Origin of the sequence: Pseudomonas sp. NPDC089530, assembly GCF_050280705.1 — a bacterium.
Lineage (GTDB): Bacteria > Pseudomonadota > Gammaproteobacteria > Pseudomonadales > Pseudomonadaceae > Aquipseudomonas.
On the sequence record NZ_JBNNVU010000017.1, the window covers coordinates 1 to 19,337 of the forward strand.

Below are 19,337 nucleotides of genomic sequence, written 5' to 3' on the forward strand. Positions count from 1 at the left end.
TTGCTGCCGGTGACAGTGACGGTCACCAACTGGGTATCGACGCCACCGAGGCCATCGCTGACCTGGACGCTGAACACCTCATCATGGCTTTCGCCGGCTTTCAGCGACTGCACGGCACTGGCAACGCCATCGGTGCCGTTGGCCAGGGTGTAGGTCCACTGGCCGGTACTGTCGACGGCGATCGAGCCGTAGGTTCCAGTTGGCGAACCATTGATAGCCCAGGCCGCGGTGGCAGCGTGGTCAATGTCGGTCGAACTGAACTGGCCACTGACGCTGAGGGTGGTGTCTTCCTGTACGGCGCCGATATCGTTGCCGGTCGCGAAGCTGAGCACCGGTGCGTCGTTGTTGCCGGTGACAGTGACGGTGACCAGTTGGGTGTCCACGCCGCCAAGGCCATCGCTGACCTGGACGCTGAATACCTCATCATGAGTCTCGCCGGCTTTCAGCGATTGCACCGCACTGGCGACGCCATCGGTGCCATTGGCCAGGGTGTAGGTCCACTGACCGGTGCTGTCCACGGCGATCGAGCCGTAGCTGCCGGTATTTGCCCCGGCAATGCTCCAGGTAGCGGTGGCGTTGTGATCGATGTCGGCTGAGCTGAATTGGCCGCTGACGCTGAGGATGGTGTCTTCCTGCACGGCACCTACATCATTGCCGGTGGCGAAGCTGAGCACTGGCGCATCATTGCTGCCGGTGACAGTGACGGTCACCAGTTGGGTGTCCACGCCACCAAGGCCATCGCTAACCTGGACACTGAATACTTCGTCGTGACTTTCGCCAGCCTTTAGCGACTGCACCGCACTGGCGACGCCATCAGTGCCATTGGCCAGGGTGTAGGTCCATTGGCCGCTGCTGTTGACGGCGATCGAGCCGTAGGTTCCAGCTGGCGAACCATTGATAGTCCAGGCCGCAGTGGCATTGTGATCGATGTCGGTCGAGTTGAACTGGCCACTGATGCTAAGGGTGGTGTCTTCCTGTACCGCGCCGACATCGTTGCCGGTTGCGAAGCTCAGCACCGGCGCGTCATTGCTACCGGTGACAGTGACGGTGACCAGTTGGGTGTCGACGCCGCCAAGGCCATCGCTGACCTGCACACTGAACACCTCGCTGTGACTTTCGCCAGCCTTTAGCGACTGCACCGCACTGGCAACGCCATCGGTGCCGTTGGCCAGGGTGTAGGTCCACTGGCCGCTGCTGTTGACGGCGATCGAGCCGTAGGTTCCAGCTGGCGAACCATTGATGGACCAGGTGGCGGTGGCAGCGTGATCGATGTCGGTCGAGTTGAACTGGCCGCTGACGCTGAGGGTGGTGTCTTCCTGCACGGCGCCAGCATCATTTCCTGTCGCGAAGCTGAGCACTGGCGCATCGTTGCTACCTGTAATGGTGATGGTGACAGTCTGAGTGACGGAAGCCGCGTTAGCCGCGCCACTGTCATCGGTGGCGACCACCTTGTACGAGAAGGTGATGGTTTCACCCGAACCGAGGAAGTCGAGGTTCTGGCTGCTGCTGTAATCCCAGCTGTTCTGATCGACCGAGAAACCAGCCACTAATGCTGAAGCCACACCCGCATTGAGGGTGCCGCCGCTCCAGGTAATGTCGTTGTTGGCGGTCTGCGATACGGTCACCACGTCGGTGCTGTCCAGATCGGCAAAGCCCAGGGCGCCACTGTCGCTCAGCGTGGCCGCACCGTTGCCTTCGTTCATCGCGCCGGTAGTGTCGGCAATGGTCAACGTTGGCCGATCGTTAGTGCCGGTGAGGGTGATGGTCACAGTCTGCGTTGCCGAAGCCGCGGTTGCCGCTCCGCTGTTGTCGGTGGCCACCACCTTGTACGAAAAGGTGATGGTTTCACCCGCGCCGAGGAAGTCGAGGTTCTGGTGGGTGCTGTAGTCCCAGCTGTTCTGGTCGACCGAGAAACCGGCGACCAATGCCGAAGCCACACCCGCATTGAGCGTGCCGCCGCTCCAGGCGATGTCGCCGTTGGCGGTCTGCGACACGGTCACCACATCGATATTGTCTGGATCGGCAAAGCTCAGGGCGCCGCTGTCGCTCAGCGTGGCCGTACCGTTGCCTTCGTTCATGGCGCCGCTGGTATCGGCAATGGTCAGCGTCGGCCGGTCGTTGGTGCCGGTGAGGGTAATGGTCACGGTCTGTACCGCGCCGTCGCCGATCACCACGTTATAGGTCTGGGTAACGGTTTGGCCTTCGCCCAGGAACTGCAAGGCGGCATTGTCTACCGCGAAGTGCCAGTTCAGCGAACCGCTCCCCGTGCCGGTGCTGTCGTGCAGTGGCGCTGTAGTGAAGCTGCCCAGGTAGCCGGAGGCGCCCGGCGTGACGGTGACGCTGTGGGTGTCGATCAGGTCGGCATCGGTGAAGGTGATGCTGCCGTTGGCCGCGTAGTGGCCGCTGTCTTCCTTGGCATCGCCGGTCTGCACGCCGCTGGTGATCTGCACCTGGTCGTTGGTGCCGGTGATGGTGATGATCACATTCTGCGTTGTCGACGAGCCATGCCCGTCACTGATGGTGACCACATAGGTTTCGGTCGCCGTCTGCCCCTGAGCCAGGGACTGGGCTGCCGCATTGTTCAGGGTATAAGTCCAGTCGACGGTGCCGTTGGCCGCATTGGCGGCTTCAGCCACGGCGGCAAGGGCGAAGCTGCCCAGCGCAGTGGTATTGCCTCCCGCCGCGGCGAAAGAGGCGGTATGGGTATCGCTCAGATCGACATCGTTAAACGCAATCGTGCCGGTCGTGCTGTGCGAGTCGGTCAGGCTCGGCGTGGCGGCCGCATCTTCGGTGACATTACCGGCCTGCGCGCCGAGGCCTAGCGTCACACTGTCATTCGCACCGGCAAATTGCACCTGCGCAGTGGCCCAACTGAGCGTGCCATTACCGAGACGAATCGCGTAGGTAAAGCTGTCTGTCAGGGATGCTCCGACAGCAAGCGCCTGCAGTTGCATCTTGAAGGCAGTGGATAAGGTAGCGGCGTCGTAGCCGACCTTTCCATCCGACGTAATCCAGATTTTCGCGCCATTGAGGCTGGTGTCGGAGCTCGTCGCCTCGATTCTGCTCGTGTCCTGGACCAGCAGATCGGCCGGAGCATAAACCTTGGTGGCAGTAGAAAGACTGGTTGCGTTATCGAGTGACCAGAGGGTCTTGGCGTTGCCCCCCAGGTCATTGGACATGACGTCCAGGTACACGACCCCCAGCAGGTCTTCAGTGATGGTCGCGTTGCCTGTGCCAATGACACCTGTAGTGAAAATGTCGTCCTGGGCCTGCGGTGTATTGGAAAACGAAGTCGCGGTGCCGCCGCTGGTGGTCGTGGTGGTAGCCATGTCTTTCTCCCGAGAATGTTTTTATAGAATCGCCAGGGATTTCCAACGGGACGCAGTCCCGTGCTTGTGCCGCTCAGGGGGTCAGGAGCGCTGCGAGGCGGCGGGGCGGACAGGGGCCCAAGCCGGGGGCTGCGCTGCGCGCGGCGCGCAGTAACCTGAGAGTTCCCATATGAGAGGGACTCCTGAAGTAATGTCTGGATGGGGGGCCGTTGTCTTGGGGGATCCTGACTCAGGGATCGGCCTTGCCTGATATCAGTTTGATAGTGGTTTAGTTGTGGGGGCGGGCGCTGTAAAGGTGTTAACCGGGGTTAACAGTACGAAGTGCCAATAATCCGACAAGCGGACTGCTCGATGTCAATATTATGTCGATTGGTTTTTGGCGAAGTGGCCGCAGGCACCCGGCACTCGTGCGGCTCGAATGAGCTGAAACCCTTATGCGGCATGGGCTGGCTGCGTCATACCGGTGCTGGATCCCCTCTCATTGCAGCGCCAGTTGTTAAAGAGCCTGCCAGGGCATTCCGCTGGCGGGCTCTCAGGCTCGTGTCCAAACGCCAAGATCTGGGGAGTGCTACCTCTGAAACGAATCCGTCCTTTTCAGTGCTTTGAGAAGTGTCTGATATTCGCCCCAACGACTTTTGCCTAGCCTGAGCGCTATCGAATGAGCGGGTCTGCAGGGAGGCGGGTATGGACAGGCGGGGTTTTCAGGTTGATTCAACGTCGCAGGTGGCGGCCTTCAAGGCGGGCATGACTGCGGATGGCGAGATGCTTCAGGCCATTGGCAACGGTTCGGCACTGCCACTGTTGCAAGTACTGGGCAGGCTCATGGACCTTGCGGGCGACAATGAACAAGCCGCACGGCGGCTCATCAAGAGCGTGATGACCTATCAGCAAAAGGACCTCGAGCTGTTACGTGCCTGTCAGCAACAAAATGACCGACAAGCCATTGCCAGGTTGTGCCACAAGATGGCGGGCGCTGCCTGTGTGTTGAAGTACCAGCCGTTGATTGCCAGCTGTCAGCAGCTGAAGGACATCAGCATTGAAGGGGCCTGGCCAATACTGCTGAACAGGGCGCAGGTAGTCGAACAGGCGCTGCTCAACCTTATGGACATCTGTTTAATAGCCCTTCGGGATGATGGTCCGATCGATCTGAGAGAGCTGCCTCGTGAGTGCTAGTTTCCGCTGCTCCGGAGGAAGGTCGTGCTCGATGCGCTGTCGCAAAACCGAAACCACCGATTCTGAAACGGGCAGATGTCCATGCGCTGCTGGATTTTGCAAAGGGTCTAGATGATTCCTTTTTGCCTGGCTAATTCAATCAGCGAGAGAAGGTTGGTGGTGTTGAACTTTTTCAAGAGCCTGACTTTATAAGTGCTGACCGTTTTGTGGCTGATCAGCAGGCTCGCCGCAATTTCCCTGTTATTGAGCCCCTGGGCCAGCAGCCTTAACGTGGTGATTTCCCGGTTGGTCAACTGAGAGGCGGCAATGCTCTGCATGTGATTGGTGTGAATGCTCTCCTGCAGCAGCATCAGAGAACTTTCAGGGAAGTAGGTATGCCCTGATAACAATGCCTTTACTGCGTCTCCCACCTCATCCAGCGCTTCATCCTTGCAGATGAAACCTGCCGCGCCTCCATGTAAACAGCGGACTGCAAAGTTTTTCGAGTCGCTGGAAGTCAGTATCAATGTCTTGACCGGAAAGTCGTTCGCCTTGAAGTGAGCGAGGACGGAGAGTCCGTCCAGTTGCGGCAAGTCCAGATCAAGTATCACCAGGTTTGGTTTGTGGGTGCGGACCACCTGGATTGCATCGACGCCATTTTCAGCTTCAGCGACGATATTATGCCCATTGCGCTCAAGTATGACTTTCAAGGCAATTCTGACCAAAGGGTGGTCGTCGACTATTACTATGTTTCCCATAGTGGGTTCTCTCTGTATTGGTTTTTTACGTATAGGCTTATATGTCTGATCTCTGTATTAAATTTCGCTTGTTGAAGTGTGAGGCCTTGTAAGGGAGGCGTTGTTTGGCCAAGGGAGACTCCTTTCTTTGATTTTGAGGTGGGGGTAGTGATCAAGGCGGACAGGCTGCTGCGGAACAGTTGGCGCACTACAGCTGAACACTAAGATTTGAAGAAGTACACAGTCTTTCCTCATCTGTAAAGACGAAATCAGCGTTGAGTTTATTAGGATTTTTCTGATGGGTGGATCGGCCATCTCTCAATTCAAATTTGAAGATTAATCGGTAAGGTACGGCTTCCTTTGACGACCTGTAGTGGGCTGTCAAAGGGACTCACTATTGTTATCGACTAACCGACTCTGATGTTGAATGAGAGAGGCTTGGTTGCCATGGCTGAAGTGGGTGGGTCATGGCTGAACCGGGAAGGTGATCAAACTTGATTTAACTTTCTTTGCCGATCAACGTGAACAAGGAAATCACATGAAACGAACATCCTTTGTATCCCTTGCAACTTCAAGCTTGATGCTTGCTGCATTTATTCCCTCGCTGTCTCACGCTACTGATGGCGTGATCAACTTCTCCGGCAGCATCAGTGCTGCGACTTGCAACATCAACGGCCAGGCACCGGGTGAAGACAACATTACCAACGTCGAATTGGGACGTATCGCTCCTTCGGCTTTTACCAAGATCGGGGATGCTTCGACGTTCAAGGCTTTCGATCTGGTGCTGTCCGGTGCGGAATGTACCGATAAGGCTAAAGTCACCATTGATTTCGACCAGCTAGGTAACGTCGATCCAGCGACCGGTAACCTCAAGCTGATCGGCACCGCGCCGGCAACGGGCGTGCAGATCCAGGTCTACAACAACGATGCTTCTGGCACCAAGATCCCGCTGGGCCAGGCAGAGACCTCGCCACAGGTCGCCACAGTCGCTGACAAGACGGCAACCCTCAAGTTCAAGGCGAACTATGTCGCGACCGCGGCTGCCGTCGGTGCGGGTTCGGGTAACTCCTACGTCCGATACACCCTGTCGTACAAGTAACGGCAAAGGTCCAAGGAGTGCGTCATGACGCCGAAAGCGCGTGTTTGGTCTTCTTTCGTTCTCGGCGTCATGTTCCTGGGCGTTTGTTCTGGAACTGTGCAGGCGTCGATAGTCATGCAGGGTACCCGGCTGGTTTATCCCGCGGAGGCTCGTGAAGTGACAATCAAAATGAATAACGCGGGGAATACGGCTTTATTGGCCCAGAGCTGGATTGACGATGGCGATTCCAGTAAGGCCCCTGAGGAAATAAAAGTTCCGTTCCTAGTGTCTCCCGCTGTTATTCGCCTGGACCCGGACGCCGCCGCAGCGCTGCGTATTTCTTATACGAAGGAGAAACTTGCCGGGGATCGGGAATCATTGTTCTGGCTTAATGTCCTGGAGACGCCTCCTCGAAAGGAAGCGGACGAAAACGTCCTGCAGTTCGCCTTCAGAACCCGAATCAAAGTGTTCTTCCGGCCGAAGAGCTTGAAGCCGGATGTCGATCTGGCGGCAAACAAGCTCGATTGGAAGTTGACAAGCCATTCGGATGTAAAAGGGGGCAGGGAAAGCCGAGCAGGTCTTCAAGTAACTAATCCGACGCCCTATTACATTTCATTTGCCAGGGTCGAAGTTGTTCTCGATGGTCAGAAAGTTGCCGTCAAGGATGAAATGGTCGCGCCTTTCAGTAACGGACTGTTCTTGTTGCCTGAGCATGCGCCGCAAACCTATCGTAAAGCATCCGTGCATTACGAAGTCATTAATGACTTCGGCGGGCGGCGCACACTTGATAGAGCGCTGTCCCGGTAACTCTTTCATTTTCACTCTGCCCATTTATATGGCGTAGTCGTCCGACGGTATTGAATATGTTGAACGTCCGGTGCCGTTGTCTGGTTGTCTATGCCTGTGCGCTAGTTATGTATGTTTTGAACTCGAGTCGATTTTTCTTATTTATTGTTTCTACGGCGACCATGGTCATGACGACTGCAGTATGGGCTGAAACTTCCGCGGGCTCTGGGGCATTGAACAAGACTGCCGCGGTATCGACAGAGTCGGATGTGGTGTTCGACTCGCAAATGTTGTTTCAAACCGAGGGCAGCTCGATCGATACCAGTCGCTTCGAGCGCCAGGACTTTCTCATTCCAGGCACCTACCGTATCGACCTGCTGGTGAACGGACGTTGGGGGGCCACCCAGGACATCGAGTTTCGCGATACCCACGGACCGCAAGGGGGGCAACCCTGCTATGAGCGTTCGCTGCTGACCCGGGCCGGTATCGACCTGGAAAAGGCCGACGCGGCCCAGCCTTCTTCCGCGCCTATGCCAGAGGGGCTCTATTGCGCGGACCTGGCGCGCTACATTCCTGGCGTCACGGCCAAGATCGATCTGCGGGAGCTGAAGATCGACCTGTCCGTACCGCAGTATTTCCTGCAGAAAAGCCGATCGAAAACCTATGTCGATCCAGCGAACTGGGATCGCGGCATTTCCGCGGGGCTGCTCAACTACAACACCAACCTGTTCAGCGTGCAGAACGATGGCGCCACCATGACCAGTGGTTATGCCGGGCTGAACATGGGGCTCAATGTCGGCGCGGTGCGCTTGCGGCATACCGGCACCCTGGCCTGGTCATCGCAGGCGGGCAGCCGTTACCAGCGCGGCCATATCTATGGCCAGACCGAGCTGCCGGCATGGCGTTCGCAATTGCTGGTGGGGGAGAGCGCCACCGAGGCCGATCTGTTCGACTCGGTATCGTTTCGCGGCGTACAGCTATTCAGCGACGACCGGATGCTCCCCGACACCGAGCGTTTCTACGCCCCGGTGGTGCGAGGTACGGCCAGCTCCAACGCCAAGGTCTCGGTGTATCAACGCGGTTACCTGATCTCCGAAACCTCGGTCGCTCCCGGGCCCTTCGAAATCAGCGATCTGCAGGCCGCCAGTTTCGGCGGCGACCTGAATGTCACCGTGACCGAGGCCAACGGGCAGAGCAGCAGCTATACCGTGCCCTTCGCCACCACGGTCCAGTTGCTGCGCCCGGGCAACTCCCGCTTCAGCCTCACCGCCGGCCAGGTCATCGATCCCGGGCTGCGTGGCGATAACCAGTATGTGCTGCAGGGTACGGCGCAGCGCGGCCTGGATAACGACATCACCGGCTACCTCGGCAGCGCGGTCACCGGCAGCTACATGTCGGCGCTGATAGGCAGCGCGATCAATACCTCTGTGGGCGGTTTCGCCGTCGACCTGACCCAGGCCCGGACCGATGTGCCCCGCAGCGGCAGCCTGCAGGGTTCGAGCCTGCGTCTTTCCTACAGCAAGAACCTGCCCAACAGCGGCACCAACTTCTCGTTGCTGGCCTACCGCTATTCGACCAGCGGCTACCTGGGCTTGCACGACGCGATCGCCTTGCAGGATTTCGTCGAGGGCGGCGAATCGCTGGAGTCCTTCGCCCGGGTGCGCGACAGGCTGGATGTGAACCTCAGCCAGCAGCTGGGCGCCACGGGGGGTCAGTTTTATGTGAGCGGTTCTTCGCTCAAGTACTGGAACCAGAAGAGCCAGGCGCTGAACTTCGCCATGGGGTACAGCGACCAGTGGCAGGGCAACAGCTATTCCTTCTCGGTCCAGCGGATGGAGGGACGCAGCGGGCGTTCCGGGCATCGGACGGAAAACAACGATACCGTCTTCAGTTTCACCCTGACGATTCCGCTGGGCCGCGAGACGCGCGGCGGGACCACGCTGAATAACTTCGTCAGACATGACCAGCGCACGGGCGCTCACCTGAGCAGCGGCGTGTCCGGGACCCTGGACGAGGCGGGCAAGGCCTCCTATGCGCTCTCTCTGGCCCGCAATGAGCAGCAGCGGCAGACCACGCGCAATGCCAGTTTCAACTACTTCCTGCCCGAAGTGGCCTTGAGTTCCAGCTATTCCGAGGGCAGCGATTACCGTCAGGCATCCATCGGCGCTTCCGGCGGCCTGGTCCTGCATTCGGGCGGCGTGACGTTCGCCCAGACCCTGAGCGAGACCACCGGCCTGGTTTATGCGCCCCATGCCGAGGGCGCGGCGGTCGGTTACAGCGGCGCGCGAGTGAACAGCAGCGGCTACGCCGTGGTGCCCAGCCTGACGCCGTTCCAGCTCAATACCGTGGATGTCGATCCGCAGGGCATCCCCGATGACGTCGAGCTGCAGGCGAGTTCGCGCAATACCGCACCGGTGGCGGGGGCCGTGGTGAGGCTCTCCTACCCGACGCGCAAGGCCCGTTCTTTCCTGGTCGACAGCCTGCAGCCCAATGGTGCGCACCTGCCGTTTGCCGCCCTCGCCACCGACGCCGAGAGCGGGGCGGAAATGGGCGCGGTCGGCCAGGGCAGTCGCCTGGTGCTGCGCAGCGAAAAGGACCGCGGCACGATCCGCGTCGAATGGGGCGACGAGCCTTGGCAGCAGTGCCTGATCGACTATCGCCTGCCGGAGCGCGACGGGGCGTCCGCCAAGGGCTATGAGGTGTTCGAACTGCCCTGTCGCGCGGTGGCCCCTGAAGCTGCGGCGGCCGGCCAGGCGAGGAACGGCTGATGCAGCGGACAGGTCATCCATCGACCCCGGCCCGGCGCGCCTGCTGCGGCCTGATCGCGAGCCTGCTGCTGATGACCCTCGGCAGCGGGGCGCAGGCGGCACTGGCGGTGACCGGTACGCGCTTCATTTACCCGGCCGGCACCTCGGACTTGTCGGTCAGGGTCGCCAACACCGGCGATGGGCCGATCCTGCTGCAGGCCTGGCTGGATAAGGGCGACGCCAGTACCAACCCAAGCCATCTGGACGTGCCGTTCGTACTGGCGCCGCCCATTGCCCGGCTCGATCCGCAACAGCGCAGCGCGCTGATGGTGCGCTACACCGGCGAAGCCTTGCCCGGCGATCGCGAGTCGGTGTTCTGGATCAATTTTCTTGAGGTGCCGGCGCGGACGACGACCGACGGCAATGTGCTGCGCGTGGCCTACCGCCTGCGCATGAAGCTGCTGTATCGCCCCGCGGGCCTTGTCGGAAAGGCCGACGAGGCGATCCGGCAGGTGACCTGGCGCCTCGACCGGGCGCCGGCCGCGGACGGGCAGATGGCCCTGCTGGCCACCAGCCGTGCGCCTTATTACGTGTCCCTCCCGCGCCTGGAATTGGGGGAGGGGGACCAAGCGATCAGTTGGCAGGGAATCACCGTCGAGCCGTTCGGCACGACACGCATCGCCTTGCCTGTTGCAAAACAGGCCGCCGCCCAGGCGACGGTCGTTCATTACCAGGTAGCGATAGACAGCGGGGAGACGCGGAGTGGAAGTGCGCGCATACAACCATAGTTTTGGCCAGGACAAGGCCCCGGCAGGCAGGCGCCTGCCGGGACGTGGCTCGGGTCTGGTCCTGGCGGTGCTGCTGCCGCTGACGGTGTCCGGTGTCGCCCAGGCCTTGCAGGTGCCCAACGCTGGTCAGGCGATGCGTGACATCGAGGCGGTCCAACCGGCCCAGCCCGCCCCCGCGGCGCCGGAGCTGGACCTGCCCAAGGCCGATACACCCGCCGCGCCAGCGGCCCCAGACACCTCCGGGATACGGGTGCGGATCACCGCATTCGTCATCGAAGGCAACCAGGTGTTCGACGACCCGCGCTTGCAGGCGCTGCTGGCCGACCTCAAGGACCAGGAGCTGGACCTGGCCGGCCTGCGCGGCGCCGCGCAGCGCATTACCACCTACTACCAGAAGCAGGGTTATGTGCTGGCCCGCGCCTTTCTGCCCGCCCAGGACATCGAGAACGGCGTGGTGCGGATCGAGGTGATGGAGGGGCGTTACGGGCGCATCGAACTGAACAACCGCTCCCGTGCCTTCGACCAGGTGGTGCGGGCGCCGCTGTCGTCGTTGAGCAGTGGCGAGGCGGTGTACGACGCGGACCTGGAGCGCAGCCTCTTGCTGCTGAGCGACCTGTCCGGGGTCCAGGCCCGGGGCACCTTGCGCCCCGGCCTGGAGTACGGGACCACCGACCTGGTGATCGATACCGAGGCCACACCGCTGCTCAACGGCACCCTGGAAGCGGACAACTTCGGTGGCTACTACTCCGGCGAGTACCGCCTGGGCGGCAGCCTCAACCTCAACAACCCGTTGCGCCTGGGCGACCAGCTCAGCCTGCGCGCACTGCGCAGCGACGAGGCGCAGCGCTACTACCGCGTGGCCTACCAGGTGCCGGTCGGCCCCTGGTCGACCCGCATCGGCGCGGCGTACTCGGAAATGAGTTACCGCTTGGGCCGCAACTTCGAGGTGCTCGACTACCACGGCGTTGCCAGCTTTCGCAGCGTCTTCGTCGCACAACCCCTGGTGCGCAGCCGCACCTTCGACCTCAGCGCGCAACTGCAGTACGAAGACAAGCGCCTGCGCGACGACATCGACCTTTTCGAGACCAGCAGCCGCAAGCAGATCGATCTGTGGACCCTGGGCCTGAGCGGCAGCGGCGAGGACCTGTTCCTCGGCGGTGGCCGCAACCAGTTCGATCTCTCCTACGCCAGCGGCCGGCTGCATCTGGGCGATCGCGAGGAGCAAGCCCGCGACCGGCGTACCGCGGGCATCGAGGGCGACTTTGCCAAGGTCAACCTCAATGCCGCGCGCCTGCAACGCCTGAGCGATCGCTTCCAGCTCTACACCCGCCTGAGCGCGCAGTGGGCCTCCGCCAACCTGGACAGTTCGGAAAAGCTCGGCCTGGGCGGCCCTTACGGCGTACGCGGCTACCCGCTGGGGGCCGGCAGCGGCGATGAGGGCTGGCAGGCGAGCGCCGAGCTGCGCTACGCCCTGGCCCCCCGCTGGCAGCTCAGCGCCTTCGCCGACAACGGCGTGGCCAAGACCAACCGGCGAACCTGGACCGCAGGGGACAACAGCCGGCGGCTCACTTCCACGGGCGTCGGCGCCACGTGGGTGGGGCCTTCCCAGCAAGTCAACCTGACGGCCGCCTGGCCCCTGCACGACAACGGGGAAAACGAAGGCCCGCCGCGCCGGCCGCGGATCTGGGCGAGCGCGACGCAATATTTTTAGGACCTGCTCGTAGCAGGAGTGGCGTCGCCCTGCAAATGGTTTGCAGGGCGTTAACAAGTGAAGAGGAAGTTACCCGTGAACAAGATCTATGCACTGGTTTGGAACCAGGCCCTGGCGTGCTGGAGCGTGGCCCACGAAGGGGCACGCCGGCGGCGCAAGTCCGGAGGGCGCAGGGGCATGGTGGTGGCGGCTGTCAGTCTGCTGGGCCTGGGCGCGATGTCATCGGCCTTCGCCTTGCCGAACGGCGGCAAGGTGGTGTCCGGTAACGGCGACATCCTGACGTTCAACAACGGCCAGGAAATGGCGATCAACCAGCATTCCGACAAACTGATCACCAACTGGAACGACTTCAGCGTCGCGTCGGGCCAGAAGGTGACGTTCAACCAGCCCGGTACCAGCTCGATTGCGCTGAACCGGGTGGTCGGCGTCAACGCCAGTAACATTCAGGGCCAGGTCAAGGCCAACGGCCAGGTGTTCCTGGTCAACCCCAACGGCGTCGTCTTCGGCCAGGGGGCCCAGGTCAATGTCGGTGGCCTGGTGGCGTCGACCAAGGATATCTCCGATGCCGACTTCAACGCCGGCAACTACAGGTTCGCGGGCAATTCGACGGCGCAAATCATCAACAGCGGCACCCTGGCCGCCGCCGAAGGCGGCAGCATCGCGCTGCTGGGCAACAACGTCAGAAACGACGGGGTCATCCAGGCGCAGATGGGCCGGGTCGCCCTGGGCGCGGGCAATGCCTTCACCGTGAACTTCGATGGCAACAACCTGCTCAATCTGCAGGTCGACGGTGCGGCGGTGGATGCCCTGGCGAAAAACGGCGGTCTGCTCAAGGCCGACGGCGGCCAGGTGCTGATGACCGCCAAGAGCGCCAACGCCATGCTGCAGACGGTGGTCAATAACCAGGGGGCGATCGAAGCCAATACCCTGCGTGGCACTTCCGGCAAGATCACCCTCGACGGCGGCGACGCCGGCACGGTGCAGGTGGCGGGCTCGATGAGCGCCGGCGCTATCGGGACCCTGGGCAACGGTGGCCTGATCGAGACCAAGGGTGCGAACACCGAAGTGCAACTGGCGGCCCGGGTCAACACCCAGGCCAGCAACGGCCGGACCGGCAACTGGAAGATCAGTTCGTCCGAGGTCAAGGTCAGCCCGAGCGCGGCGTCGGGCCGCAACACCGCCTATGCCGACACGCTGTCGAACAACCTGGCGACCACCAACATCGAACTGGCCAGCACCGCCGGTGACGTGGTGGTGGGCGGCCCTGTCACCTGGAAAAGCGGCAACCAGCTCAAGCTCTCCTCCAATGGCGACATCGAGCTCAATGGCGGCCTGACCGCTACCGGGGCCAACGCCCGGGCCGAAATGAACGCCAAGAAAGCGATCAGGCTCAATGGCAACGTGACCCTCAGTGGCGCCAACAGCAGCCTCGGCCTGAACCACGAATCCGGCTACGCCCTGGGAGAGAAGGCCGCGGTTACCCTGTCCGGCGCCGGTGCGGCGTTCGACTCCAACGGTTCGCAGTATGGCGTCATCCAGAACACGGCGCAGTTGCAGACGGTCAACAACAACCTCAACGGGTTGTACGTCCTGGGCAACAGCATCAAGGGCTATGGCAGCTTCAGGTCCATCGGCGGCAATAGCCAGTTCGCCGGGGTGTTCGACGGCCTGGGCAATACCGTCAGCGGTTTCACCGTGACCAACACCGGGCCGAATGTCGGTCTGTTCGCCGCGAACTCGGGTCGCATCAGTAACCTGAAGCTGGCGTCGATGACCATCAACGGCACCACCTCGAACGCCGGTTTCAGCAATGTTGGCGGCCTGGTGGGGATGAACAGCGGCACCATCGACAACGTCAGCGCCACTGGCCTGCGGGTCAACGGCAGTTCGTCGAACGCCAATATCGTCGGTGGCCTGGTGGGCTTTAACTCAGGTGGTTCGATCAATCGGGCGTCGGTGACCTCGAACCTGACCGGCAACGCCTACACCTCCTCCATCGGCGGCCTGGTCGGGGAGAACGCTTCGGGGCTGGCCGGCGCGGGCATCATCACCAACAGCAGCGCCAACGCCAATATTTCCGGGTCCATGCAGCGCAACTCCACGGGCGGCATCGGTGGCCTGGTCGGGAGCAACAAGGGCGGCCGCATTACCGACTCTTCGAGCTCCGGCAGCGTCGGCAACTACTACGCCTACGCCGGCCTGAACCTCGGCGGCCTGATCGGCTACAACCTGACGGGCGTGGTCGAGCGTTCGAACTCGTCGGCGATCGTGCGCGGCTACAGCGCCAGCAACGTGGGCGGCCTGGTCGGGCTCAACGTCAACAGCTCGATCAAGGAATCCAGCGCCAGTGGTGCGGTGTACGGTTCCAGCTCGATGGGCGTGGGCGGCCTGGTCGGCTCCAACCAGAACAGCACCCTGAGCGACGTCAAGGCCACGGGCAACGTCAGCGACTCGTCGGGCGCCCATGTGGGCGGCCTGGTGGGCTACAACAACTACAGCCAGATCGACACCGCCGAGGCCCTGGGGAATGTCACCGGCGGCGCCAACGGCAACATCGGCGGCCTGGTGGGCAACAACTACGGTGGCGCCATCAGCCATTCCGTGGCCCGGGGCAAGGTCGTGGGCGGCACTACCAGCCACGTCGGCGGCCTGGTCGGCTACAACGACGGCGACCTGAGCTCCGTCGAAGCCAGCGGCGAAGCCCGGGGCGGGATGAACAGCTACGTGGGTGGCCTGGTGGGTACCCACGGCCGCAACCTGGGCAGCAGCATCGATACCGCGACCGCCAAGGGCAATGTCTGGGGCGACCGGAACAGCACCATCGGCGGGCTGGTTGGGCAGAACCATGGCCAGGTGCTCAACGCCCTGGCCCTGGGGAGCCTGAGCGGTGGCTACTACGCCAAGCTGGGCGGCCTGGTGGGCTTGAACATGGGCCAGGTTCGTCAATCGGCGGCCACCGGCAAGATCAACGTCCTGCCTGCTTATGGCCAGCAGACCTACGGCGGCCTGGTCGGCGTCAACTACGGGACCATGGCCTACAACTCGGTCTCGGGCGAGGCGGCCCAGGTGCCTCTGGCCGGTCTCAACTACGGGGAAATCAAGTAAGCCTGAGTAACGTCCGTCGATAGCTCGCTATCGCGGATACCCGCTACGCCATGCCAGCGCATGGTGTAGCGGTTTTTCCCCAGGATTCACCCCTCTTTCAGGATGACCCCAATGGCGGATCATCGATGCATCACCAGCCCGGGACGCGCTTGCCAACTGCACGGCAGCGGGCGATCGGGCAGTCCAGAACACGGAGAATGGTCCATGCCCCATCCAATGGCGTTCAGGCGCGCTGGCCTCAGGCGCCGGTTATATCATGCCGCCCAGGCCATGGCCTGGCTGCTTCCGGGCCTGATCGCCGGCCCGGCCCAGGCGGCCATCGTGCAGAGCCAGGCCATCCAGTGCGCCTTCAGTAACGGTGCCGGCAGGCAGTGGCAAGAAGTGACCCCCTTGACCAGCACCACGACAGTGGGGGCGGTGCTGTTTCAACGGCCGGTCGCCCTGGTCACCAACTACCGCTATGGCAGTTCCTCGGGCAATGTCGCCCATGAGCTGGTGTCCGCCGGGCACTGGACCGCCGGCACGCCGTTGCCCGGCGGCATTGCCCCGACCAATGTCAGCGGCATAGGCTTCAAGATCGTCGCAAGCTCCTCGGACGGTGTCGTCCGGGAACTCTCCCAGACCCCCAGGCCCGTCGCCCTGGAAAAGGACCTGGTCCGTTTCGACTCCAGCGCCGGTCAGAACCAGCGCTCGCAGATGGTCACCAACTATGTCCAGTCGCTGATCCTCACGGTACCCCCCAACCAATTGCCCGGCGGCGAGTTGCGCGTCGAGCGGGTCGATGGCAGTTCCGCCCTGATGCTCTATGCGGTCGACCTGGTCCGGGGTGTCGCCAGCCTGGGGGCGGAGGTCACCATCCCGAACGACAACATCCCTGTCGGCATCTGCCGCACCCCCTATGCGCTACTGGGCCCGGCCATCATCAATATTGGCGGAGGCGGGATCACCATTCCCAACACCTGCGTGGTGGAGTCGTACAAGACCATCCCGGTGAAGCTGGGGCGTTTTTCCTTGACGGATTTCCCCAAGGTGGGCTCCACCTCGGCGTCGGTGCCGTTTCGCATCGAGCTGAGCCAGTGCGCCTTGAATGCCAAGCCGCAAATCACCTTCACCGATAAAGCGGCCGGCCACGGCGACCCGTCGGTGCTGAGCCTGAGCGCCTCGCCCGATGCCGCCAAAGGCTTCGGCATCGTCATGACCAACGAACTGAACGGGCAGCGGGTCAGGTACGACGGCACCCTCTACGACATGCAGCGGGTGGGCGACAGCGCGGTCATCCCGCTGCGGGCCGGCTACATTCGCACCGGCAGCGATGCCGAGGTCAAGGTCGGCGACGCCGATGGCGCGGCGGAGTTCACCTTTACCTTTCCCTGAGCCAAGCGTGCGGCAAGGGCTTTCCAAGGGGCGCAGAGGCCCCTCGATGACGATGGACGCCGCCGCGGGGCCTTTTCTACACTGTGCTCCGACCTGGGGATGGAGAGCACGCGGATGAATCGCAACGAACTGCGCAAGGCCGATATCAACCTGATGGTGGTGTTCGAAACCCTGATGCTCGAACGCAACGTGACCCGGGCCGCGGAGAAGCTGTTTCTCGGCCAACCCACCATCAGTTCGGCGCTCAACCGGCTGCGGGCGATCTTCAACGATCCGCTGTTCATTCGCGTGGGCCACCGGATGGAGCCGACCGCCCGCGCCGAGGAGCTGATCCAGCACCTGTCGCCGGCGCTGGACGCTTTGTCCCTGGCCTTGAGCCTGACCCGCGATTTCGATCCCGCCAGCAGCACCATGACCTTTCGCATCGGCCTGTCCGACGACGTCGAGTTCAGCTTGCTGCCGCCGTTGTTGCGGGCCTTGCGCCTGGAAGCGCCCAACGTGGTGTTCGTGGTGCAGCATGTCGATTACTGGCGGGTCCCGGACCTGCTGGCCTCGGGTGACATCACCGTGGGCATCACCCAGACCCGCGAGCTGCCGGCCAATGCCAAGCGCAAGCTGTTGCGGCATATCCGCCCCTGCGTATTGCGCGCCGATGCCAGCGATACGCCCCTGACCCTCGACGAATACTGTTCCCGTCCCCATGTGCTGGTGTCGCCCACGGCCAATGTCCGTGGTTTTGCCGACGACTGGCTGGCGGAGATCGGGCGGCAGCGCCAGGTGGTGCTGTCAGTGCCGCAGTACAGCGCGCTGCCGGCATTGCTGGCGGGCACCGACATGCTTGCCAGCCTGTCGGACTATGCCGCGCAGGCCATGGCCGCCTCGGGGCAACTCTTCCAGGAACCGTTCCCGTTCAAGACCCCGAACCTGGACCTGTCCATGGTCTGGCTCAGTCATGTCGACAGCGACCCGGCCGAGCGCTGGCTGCGTTCGCGGCTGGAGGCGTTCATGAGCGATCGCGAGCTGGCCGGGCCGGCGCCGCTCAAGGCGCAGTGAACCGCGGCGAGGCATTGCTGTGTAGTATGGGCGGCTCTTTCCTCGCCACCCTTCAGGGAGCTGCACCATGCCTCATCTGCATATGGAATACACCGCCAACCTGCCGCAAGTGGACGCCGAAAAGGCCTTGCTGCGGTTCAACCATGCGTTGGTGGCATCCGGGCAGTTCGCGGAATACGACATCAAGAGCCGGGCGCTGAAGGTCGAGACCTTTCGGGTCGGCACCGGCCTCGGCGAGCGGGCGTTCGTGCATGTGAAGCTGGCGCTGCTCAGCGGCCGCTCGCCACAGATCAAGAAGCAGCTGTCGCAAAGTCTGCTGGCGGTGTTGCAGGAACTCTGCGAATGGCCGGTTGGCGTCGAGTTGCAACTGGCGGTGGAGATCCTGGACATCGACCGCGAGTCCTACGCCAAGCTCAGCTTCGGCCTCTGATGCCGCATGGAGCAGGGCCTAGGCCAGGCCCTGTTGCACACAGACCTTGACCACCTGCTCGCGAAACCAGGTGTTGGCGCTGTCCTGGTCGGTGCGCTCGCTCCATTGCATGTCCAGGGTGAAGCCCGGCAGGCCGTTGGGCGCTTCGCAATGGCTGAACACCGCGTCGTTGGTCAGCAGCGCCTGGATGCGCCGGGGCAGGGTCAGGATGAAGTCGGTTCCGGTGATCAGTTTCAGCGCCGCGCTGTAGCTGTTGGAACGCGCGACGATCTGTCGCCGCTGGGCCTGGCGCGCCAGCCAGCCATCGACCATGTTGGTGGTCGAGGTCCAGGGCGTTGGGTAGACATGCCGCCGCTCGACGAACGCCTGCAGGCTGAAACGCCGCTCCTGGGGCGGCGTCGCGCGTTTGTCGAAGACACACACCAGGTCGTCCTCGAGCAGCATCTGCGATTTGAAGTCAGGGTGGCTCTGGTGAAAGTTCGGGCCGAAGCAGATCACCAGGTCCAGGCTGCCGTCGCGCAGTTCCTCGGCGGGGATATCGGTTTCCAGCTTGTGCACATTGACCGTCACCGGCAGGTCGGCGTAGTCGAAACCCTTGAGCAGCCGCGGCAGGATCAGCAGTTCGAAGTATTCCGGCGCACAGACGTTGAAGGTGACGGCCTGGCGCGTGGGGTCGAAGGTCGGGGCCCCGGAGTGGCACAGATTGATGCTTTCGAGGATCCCCAGCACGTGGCCGTACATGGTGGTGGCCTTGTAGGTCGGCCGCATGCCGGTGCGGGTGTTGATGAACAGTTCGTCTTCGAAGCTGGTGCGCAGCTTCTTCAGGCAGTAGCTGACGGTCGACTGGCTGACGCACAAGGTCTCGGAGACCCCGGTCACACTGCTTTGCTCGTACACGGCGACGAACACCATCAAGTCCTGCATGTCGAGCTTTCTAAGCAAGTTGCTGTTCAGCATCCGTTCTGTCTCGTTAGGCTCCTCGCGCCGGTTGCGCGCAAACTCGCCTGATGCTAACGGAACGATCGTCCTAATTGAATCCTCGCCCCG

13 protein-coding genes are annotated in these 19,337 nt (G+C 62.2%); 10 read left to right on the top strand and 3 right to left on the bottom strand.

What is annotated here, in order from left to right:
- On the bottom strand, positions 1 to 3,329 hold a 3,329-nt coding region (locus tag ACQKQA_RS09425), incomplete at its 3' end, for a VCBS domain-containing protein (RefSeq protein WP_427555925.1).
- A gap of 684 nt (positions 3,330 to 4,013) precedes the next feature.
- On the opposite strand from ACQKQA_RS09425, the gene ACQKQA_RS09430 reads away from it, so the two are divergent.
- A complete protein-coding gene (locus ACQKQA_RS09430) occupies positions 4,014 to 4,502 on the top strand; it encodes an Hpt domain-containing protein (RefSeq protein ID WP_427555928.1) in 489 nt (162 codons plus the stop codon).
- 107 nt (positions 4,503 to 4,609) lie between these two features.
- On the opposite strand, the gene ACQKQA_RS09435 is transcribed toward ACQKQA_RS09430, so the two are convergent.
- The gene (locus ACQKQA_RS09435) at positions 4,610 to 5,239 is read right to left on the bottom strand and encodes a response regulator (RefSeq protein WP_427555931.1); all 630 of its coding nucleotides are present in this window, start codon (positions 5,237 to 5,239) and stop codon (positions 4,610 to 4,612) included.
- A 517-nt stretch (positions 5,240 to 5,756) separates the two neighbouring features.
- Between ACQKQA_RS09435 and ACQKQA_RS09440 the strand changes: the two genes are divergently transcribed.
- From ACQKQA_RS09440 to ACQKQA_RS09480, 9 genes are all read left to right on the top strand, one after another.
- Positions 5,757 to 6,317, top strand: a complete 561-nt coding sequence (locus tag ACQKQA_RS09440; RefSeq protein WP_427555934.1) for a fimbrial protein — start codon at positions 5,757 to 5,759, stop codon at positions 6,315 to 6,317.
- Between the two features lie 24 nt (positions 6,318 to 6,341).
- Positions 6,342 to 7,103, top strand: a complete 762-nt coding sequence (locus tag ACQKQA_RS09445) for a fimbrial biogenesis chaperone (protein ID WP_427555937.1) — start codon at positions 6,342 to 6,344, stop codon at positions 7,101 to 7,103.
- 167 nt (positions 7,104 to 7,270) lie between these two features.
- Entirely contained in the window at positions 7,271 to 9,850 is a 2,580-nt protein-coding gene (locus ACQKQA_RS09450; RefSeq protein WP_427555939.1) for a fimbria/pilus outer membrane usher protein, read from the top strand.
- The gene (locus ACQKQA_RS09455; protein ID WP_427555942.1) at positions 9,850 to 10,617 is read left to right on the top strand and encodes a fimbrial biogenesis chaperone; all 768 of its coding nucleotides are present in this window, start codon (positions 9,850 to 9,852) and stop codon (positions 10,615 to 10,617) included. Before ACQKQA_RS09450 ends, ACQKQA_RS09455 begins: the two co-directional genes overlap by 1 nt.
- A gap of 133 nt (positions 10,618 to 10,750) precedes the next feature.
- On the top strand, positions 10,751 to 12,328 hold the full coding sequence (locus tag ACQKQA_RS09460; protein WP_427556118.1) for a ShlB/FhaC/HecB family hemolysin secretion/activation protein: 1,578 nt from the start codon (positions 10,751 to 10,753) through the stop codon (positions 12,326 to 12,328).
- A 75-nt stretch (positions 12,329 to 12,403) separates the two neighbouring features.
- Positions 12,404 to 15,433 (top strand): GLUG motif-containing protein, encoded by a 3,030-nt coding sequence (locus tag ACQKQA_RS09465; protein WP_427555945.1) that lies wholly within the window; start codon positions 12,404 to 12,406, stop codon positions 15,431 to 15,433.
- 270 nt (positions 15,434 to 15,703) lie between these two features.
- A complete protein-coding gene (locus ACQKQA_RS09470) occupies positions 15,704 to 16,807 on the top strand; it encodes a fimbrial protein (protein WP_427555948.1) in 1,104 nt (367 codons plus the stop codon).
- A 114-nt stretch (positions 16,808 to 16,921) separates the two neighbouring features.
- Positions 16,922 to 17,860, top strand: coding sequence for a LysR substrate-binding domain-containing protein (locus tag ACQKQA_RS09475; RefSeq protein ID WP_427555951.1), 939 nt, complete (start codon positions 16,922 to 16,924; stop codon positions 17,858 to 17,860).
- A gap of 67 nt (positions 17,861 to 17,927) precedes the next feature.
- Positions 17,928 to 18,290, top strand: coding sequence for a 5-carboxymethyl-2-hydroxymuconate Delta-isomerase (locus ACQKQA_RS09480; protein WP_427555954.1), 363 nt, complete (start codon positions 17,928 to 17,930; stop codon positions 18,288 to 18,290).
- Positions 18,291 to 18,308: 18 nt separating this feature from the next.
- Here ACQKQA_RS09480 and ACQKQA_RS09485 read toward each other — a convergent pair whose 3' ends face one another.
- Complete coding sequence (locus tag ACQKQA_RS09485; RefSeq protein WP_427555957.1) at positions 18,309 to 19,247, bottom strand: LysR family transcriptional regulator; 939 nt, start codon at positions 19,245 to 19,247, stop codon at positions 18,309 to 18,311.
- Positions 19,248 to 19,337 lie beyond the last annotated feature (90 nt).

What these genes read in the sequence shown, in the direction of transcription:
- ACQKQA_RS09430 (WP_427555928.1), top strand. Translation starts at nt 4,014, where the DNA reads ATGGACAGGCGGGGTTTTCAGGTTGATTCAACGTCGCAGGTGGCGGCC.
- ACQKQA_RS09435 (WP_427555931.1), bottom strand. Translation starts at nt 5,239, where the DNA reads ATGGGAAACATAGTAATAGTCGACGACCACCCTTTGGTCAGAATTGCC.
- ACQKQA_RS09440 (WP_427555934.1), top strand. Translation starts at nt 5,757, where the DNA reads ATGAAACGAACATCCTTTGTATCCCTTGCAACTTCAAGCTTGATGCTT.
- ACQKQA_RS09445 (WP_427555937.1), top strand. Translation starts at nt 6,342, where the DNA reads ATGACGCCGAAAGCGCGTGTTTGGTCTTCTTTCGTTCTCGGCGTCATG.
- ACQKQA_RS09450 (WP_427555939.1), top strand. Translation starts at nt 7,271, where the DNA reads ATGACGACTGCAGTATGGGCTGAAACTTCCGCGGGCTCTGGGGCATTG.
- ACQKQA_RS09455 (WP_427555942.1), top strand. Translation starts at nt 9,850, where the DNA reads ATGCAGCGGACAGGTCATCCATCGACCCCGGCCCGGCGCGCCTGCTGC.
- ACQKQA_RS09460 (WP_427556118.1), top strand. Translation starts at nt 10,751, where the DNA reads ATGCGTGACATCGAGGCGGTCCAACCGGCCCAGCCCGCCCCCGCGGCG.
- ACQKQA_RS09470 (WP_427555948.1), top strand. Translation starts at nt 15,704, where the DNA reads ATGGCCTGGCTGCTTCCGGGCCTGATCGCCGGCCCGGCCCAGGCGGCC.
- ACQKQA_RS09475 (WP_427555951.1), top strand. Translation starts at nt 16,922, where the DNA reads ATGAATCGCAACGAACTGCGCAAGGCCGATATCAACCTGATGGTGGTG.
- ACQKQA_RS09480 (WP_427555954.1), top strand. Translation starts at nt 17,928, where the DNA reads ATGCCTCATCTGCATATGGAATACACCGCCAACCTGCCGCAAGTGGAC.
- ACQKQA_RS09485 (WP_427555957.1), bottom strand. Translation starts at nt 19,247, where the DNA reads ATGCTGAACAGCAACTTGCTTAGAAAGCTCGACATGCAGGACTTGATG.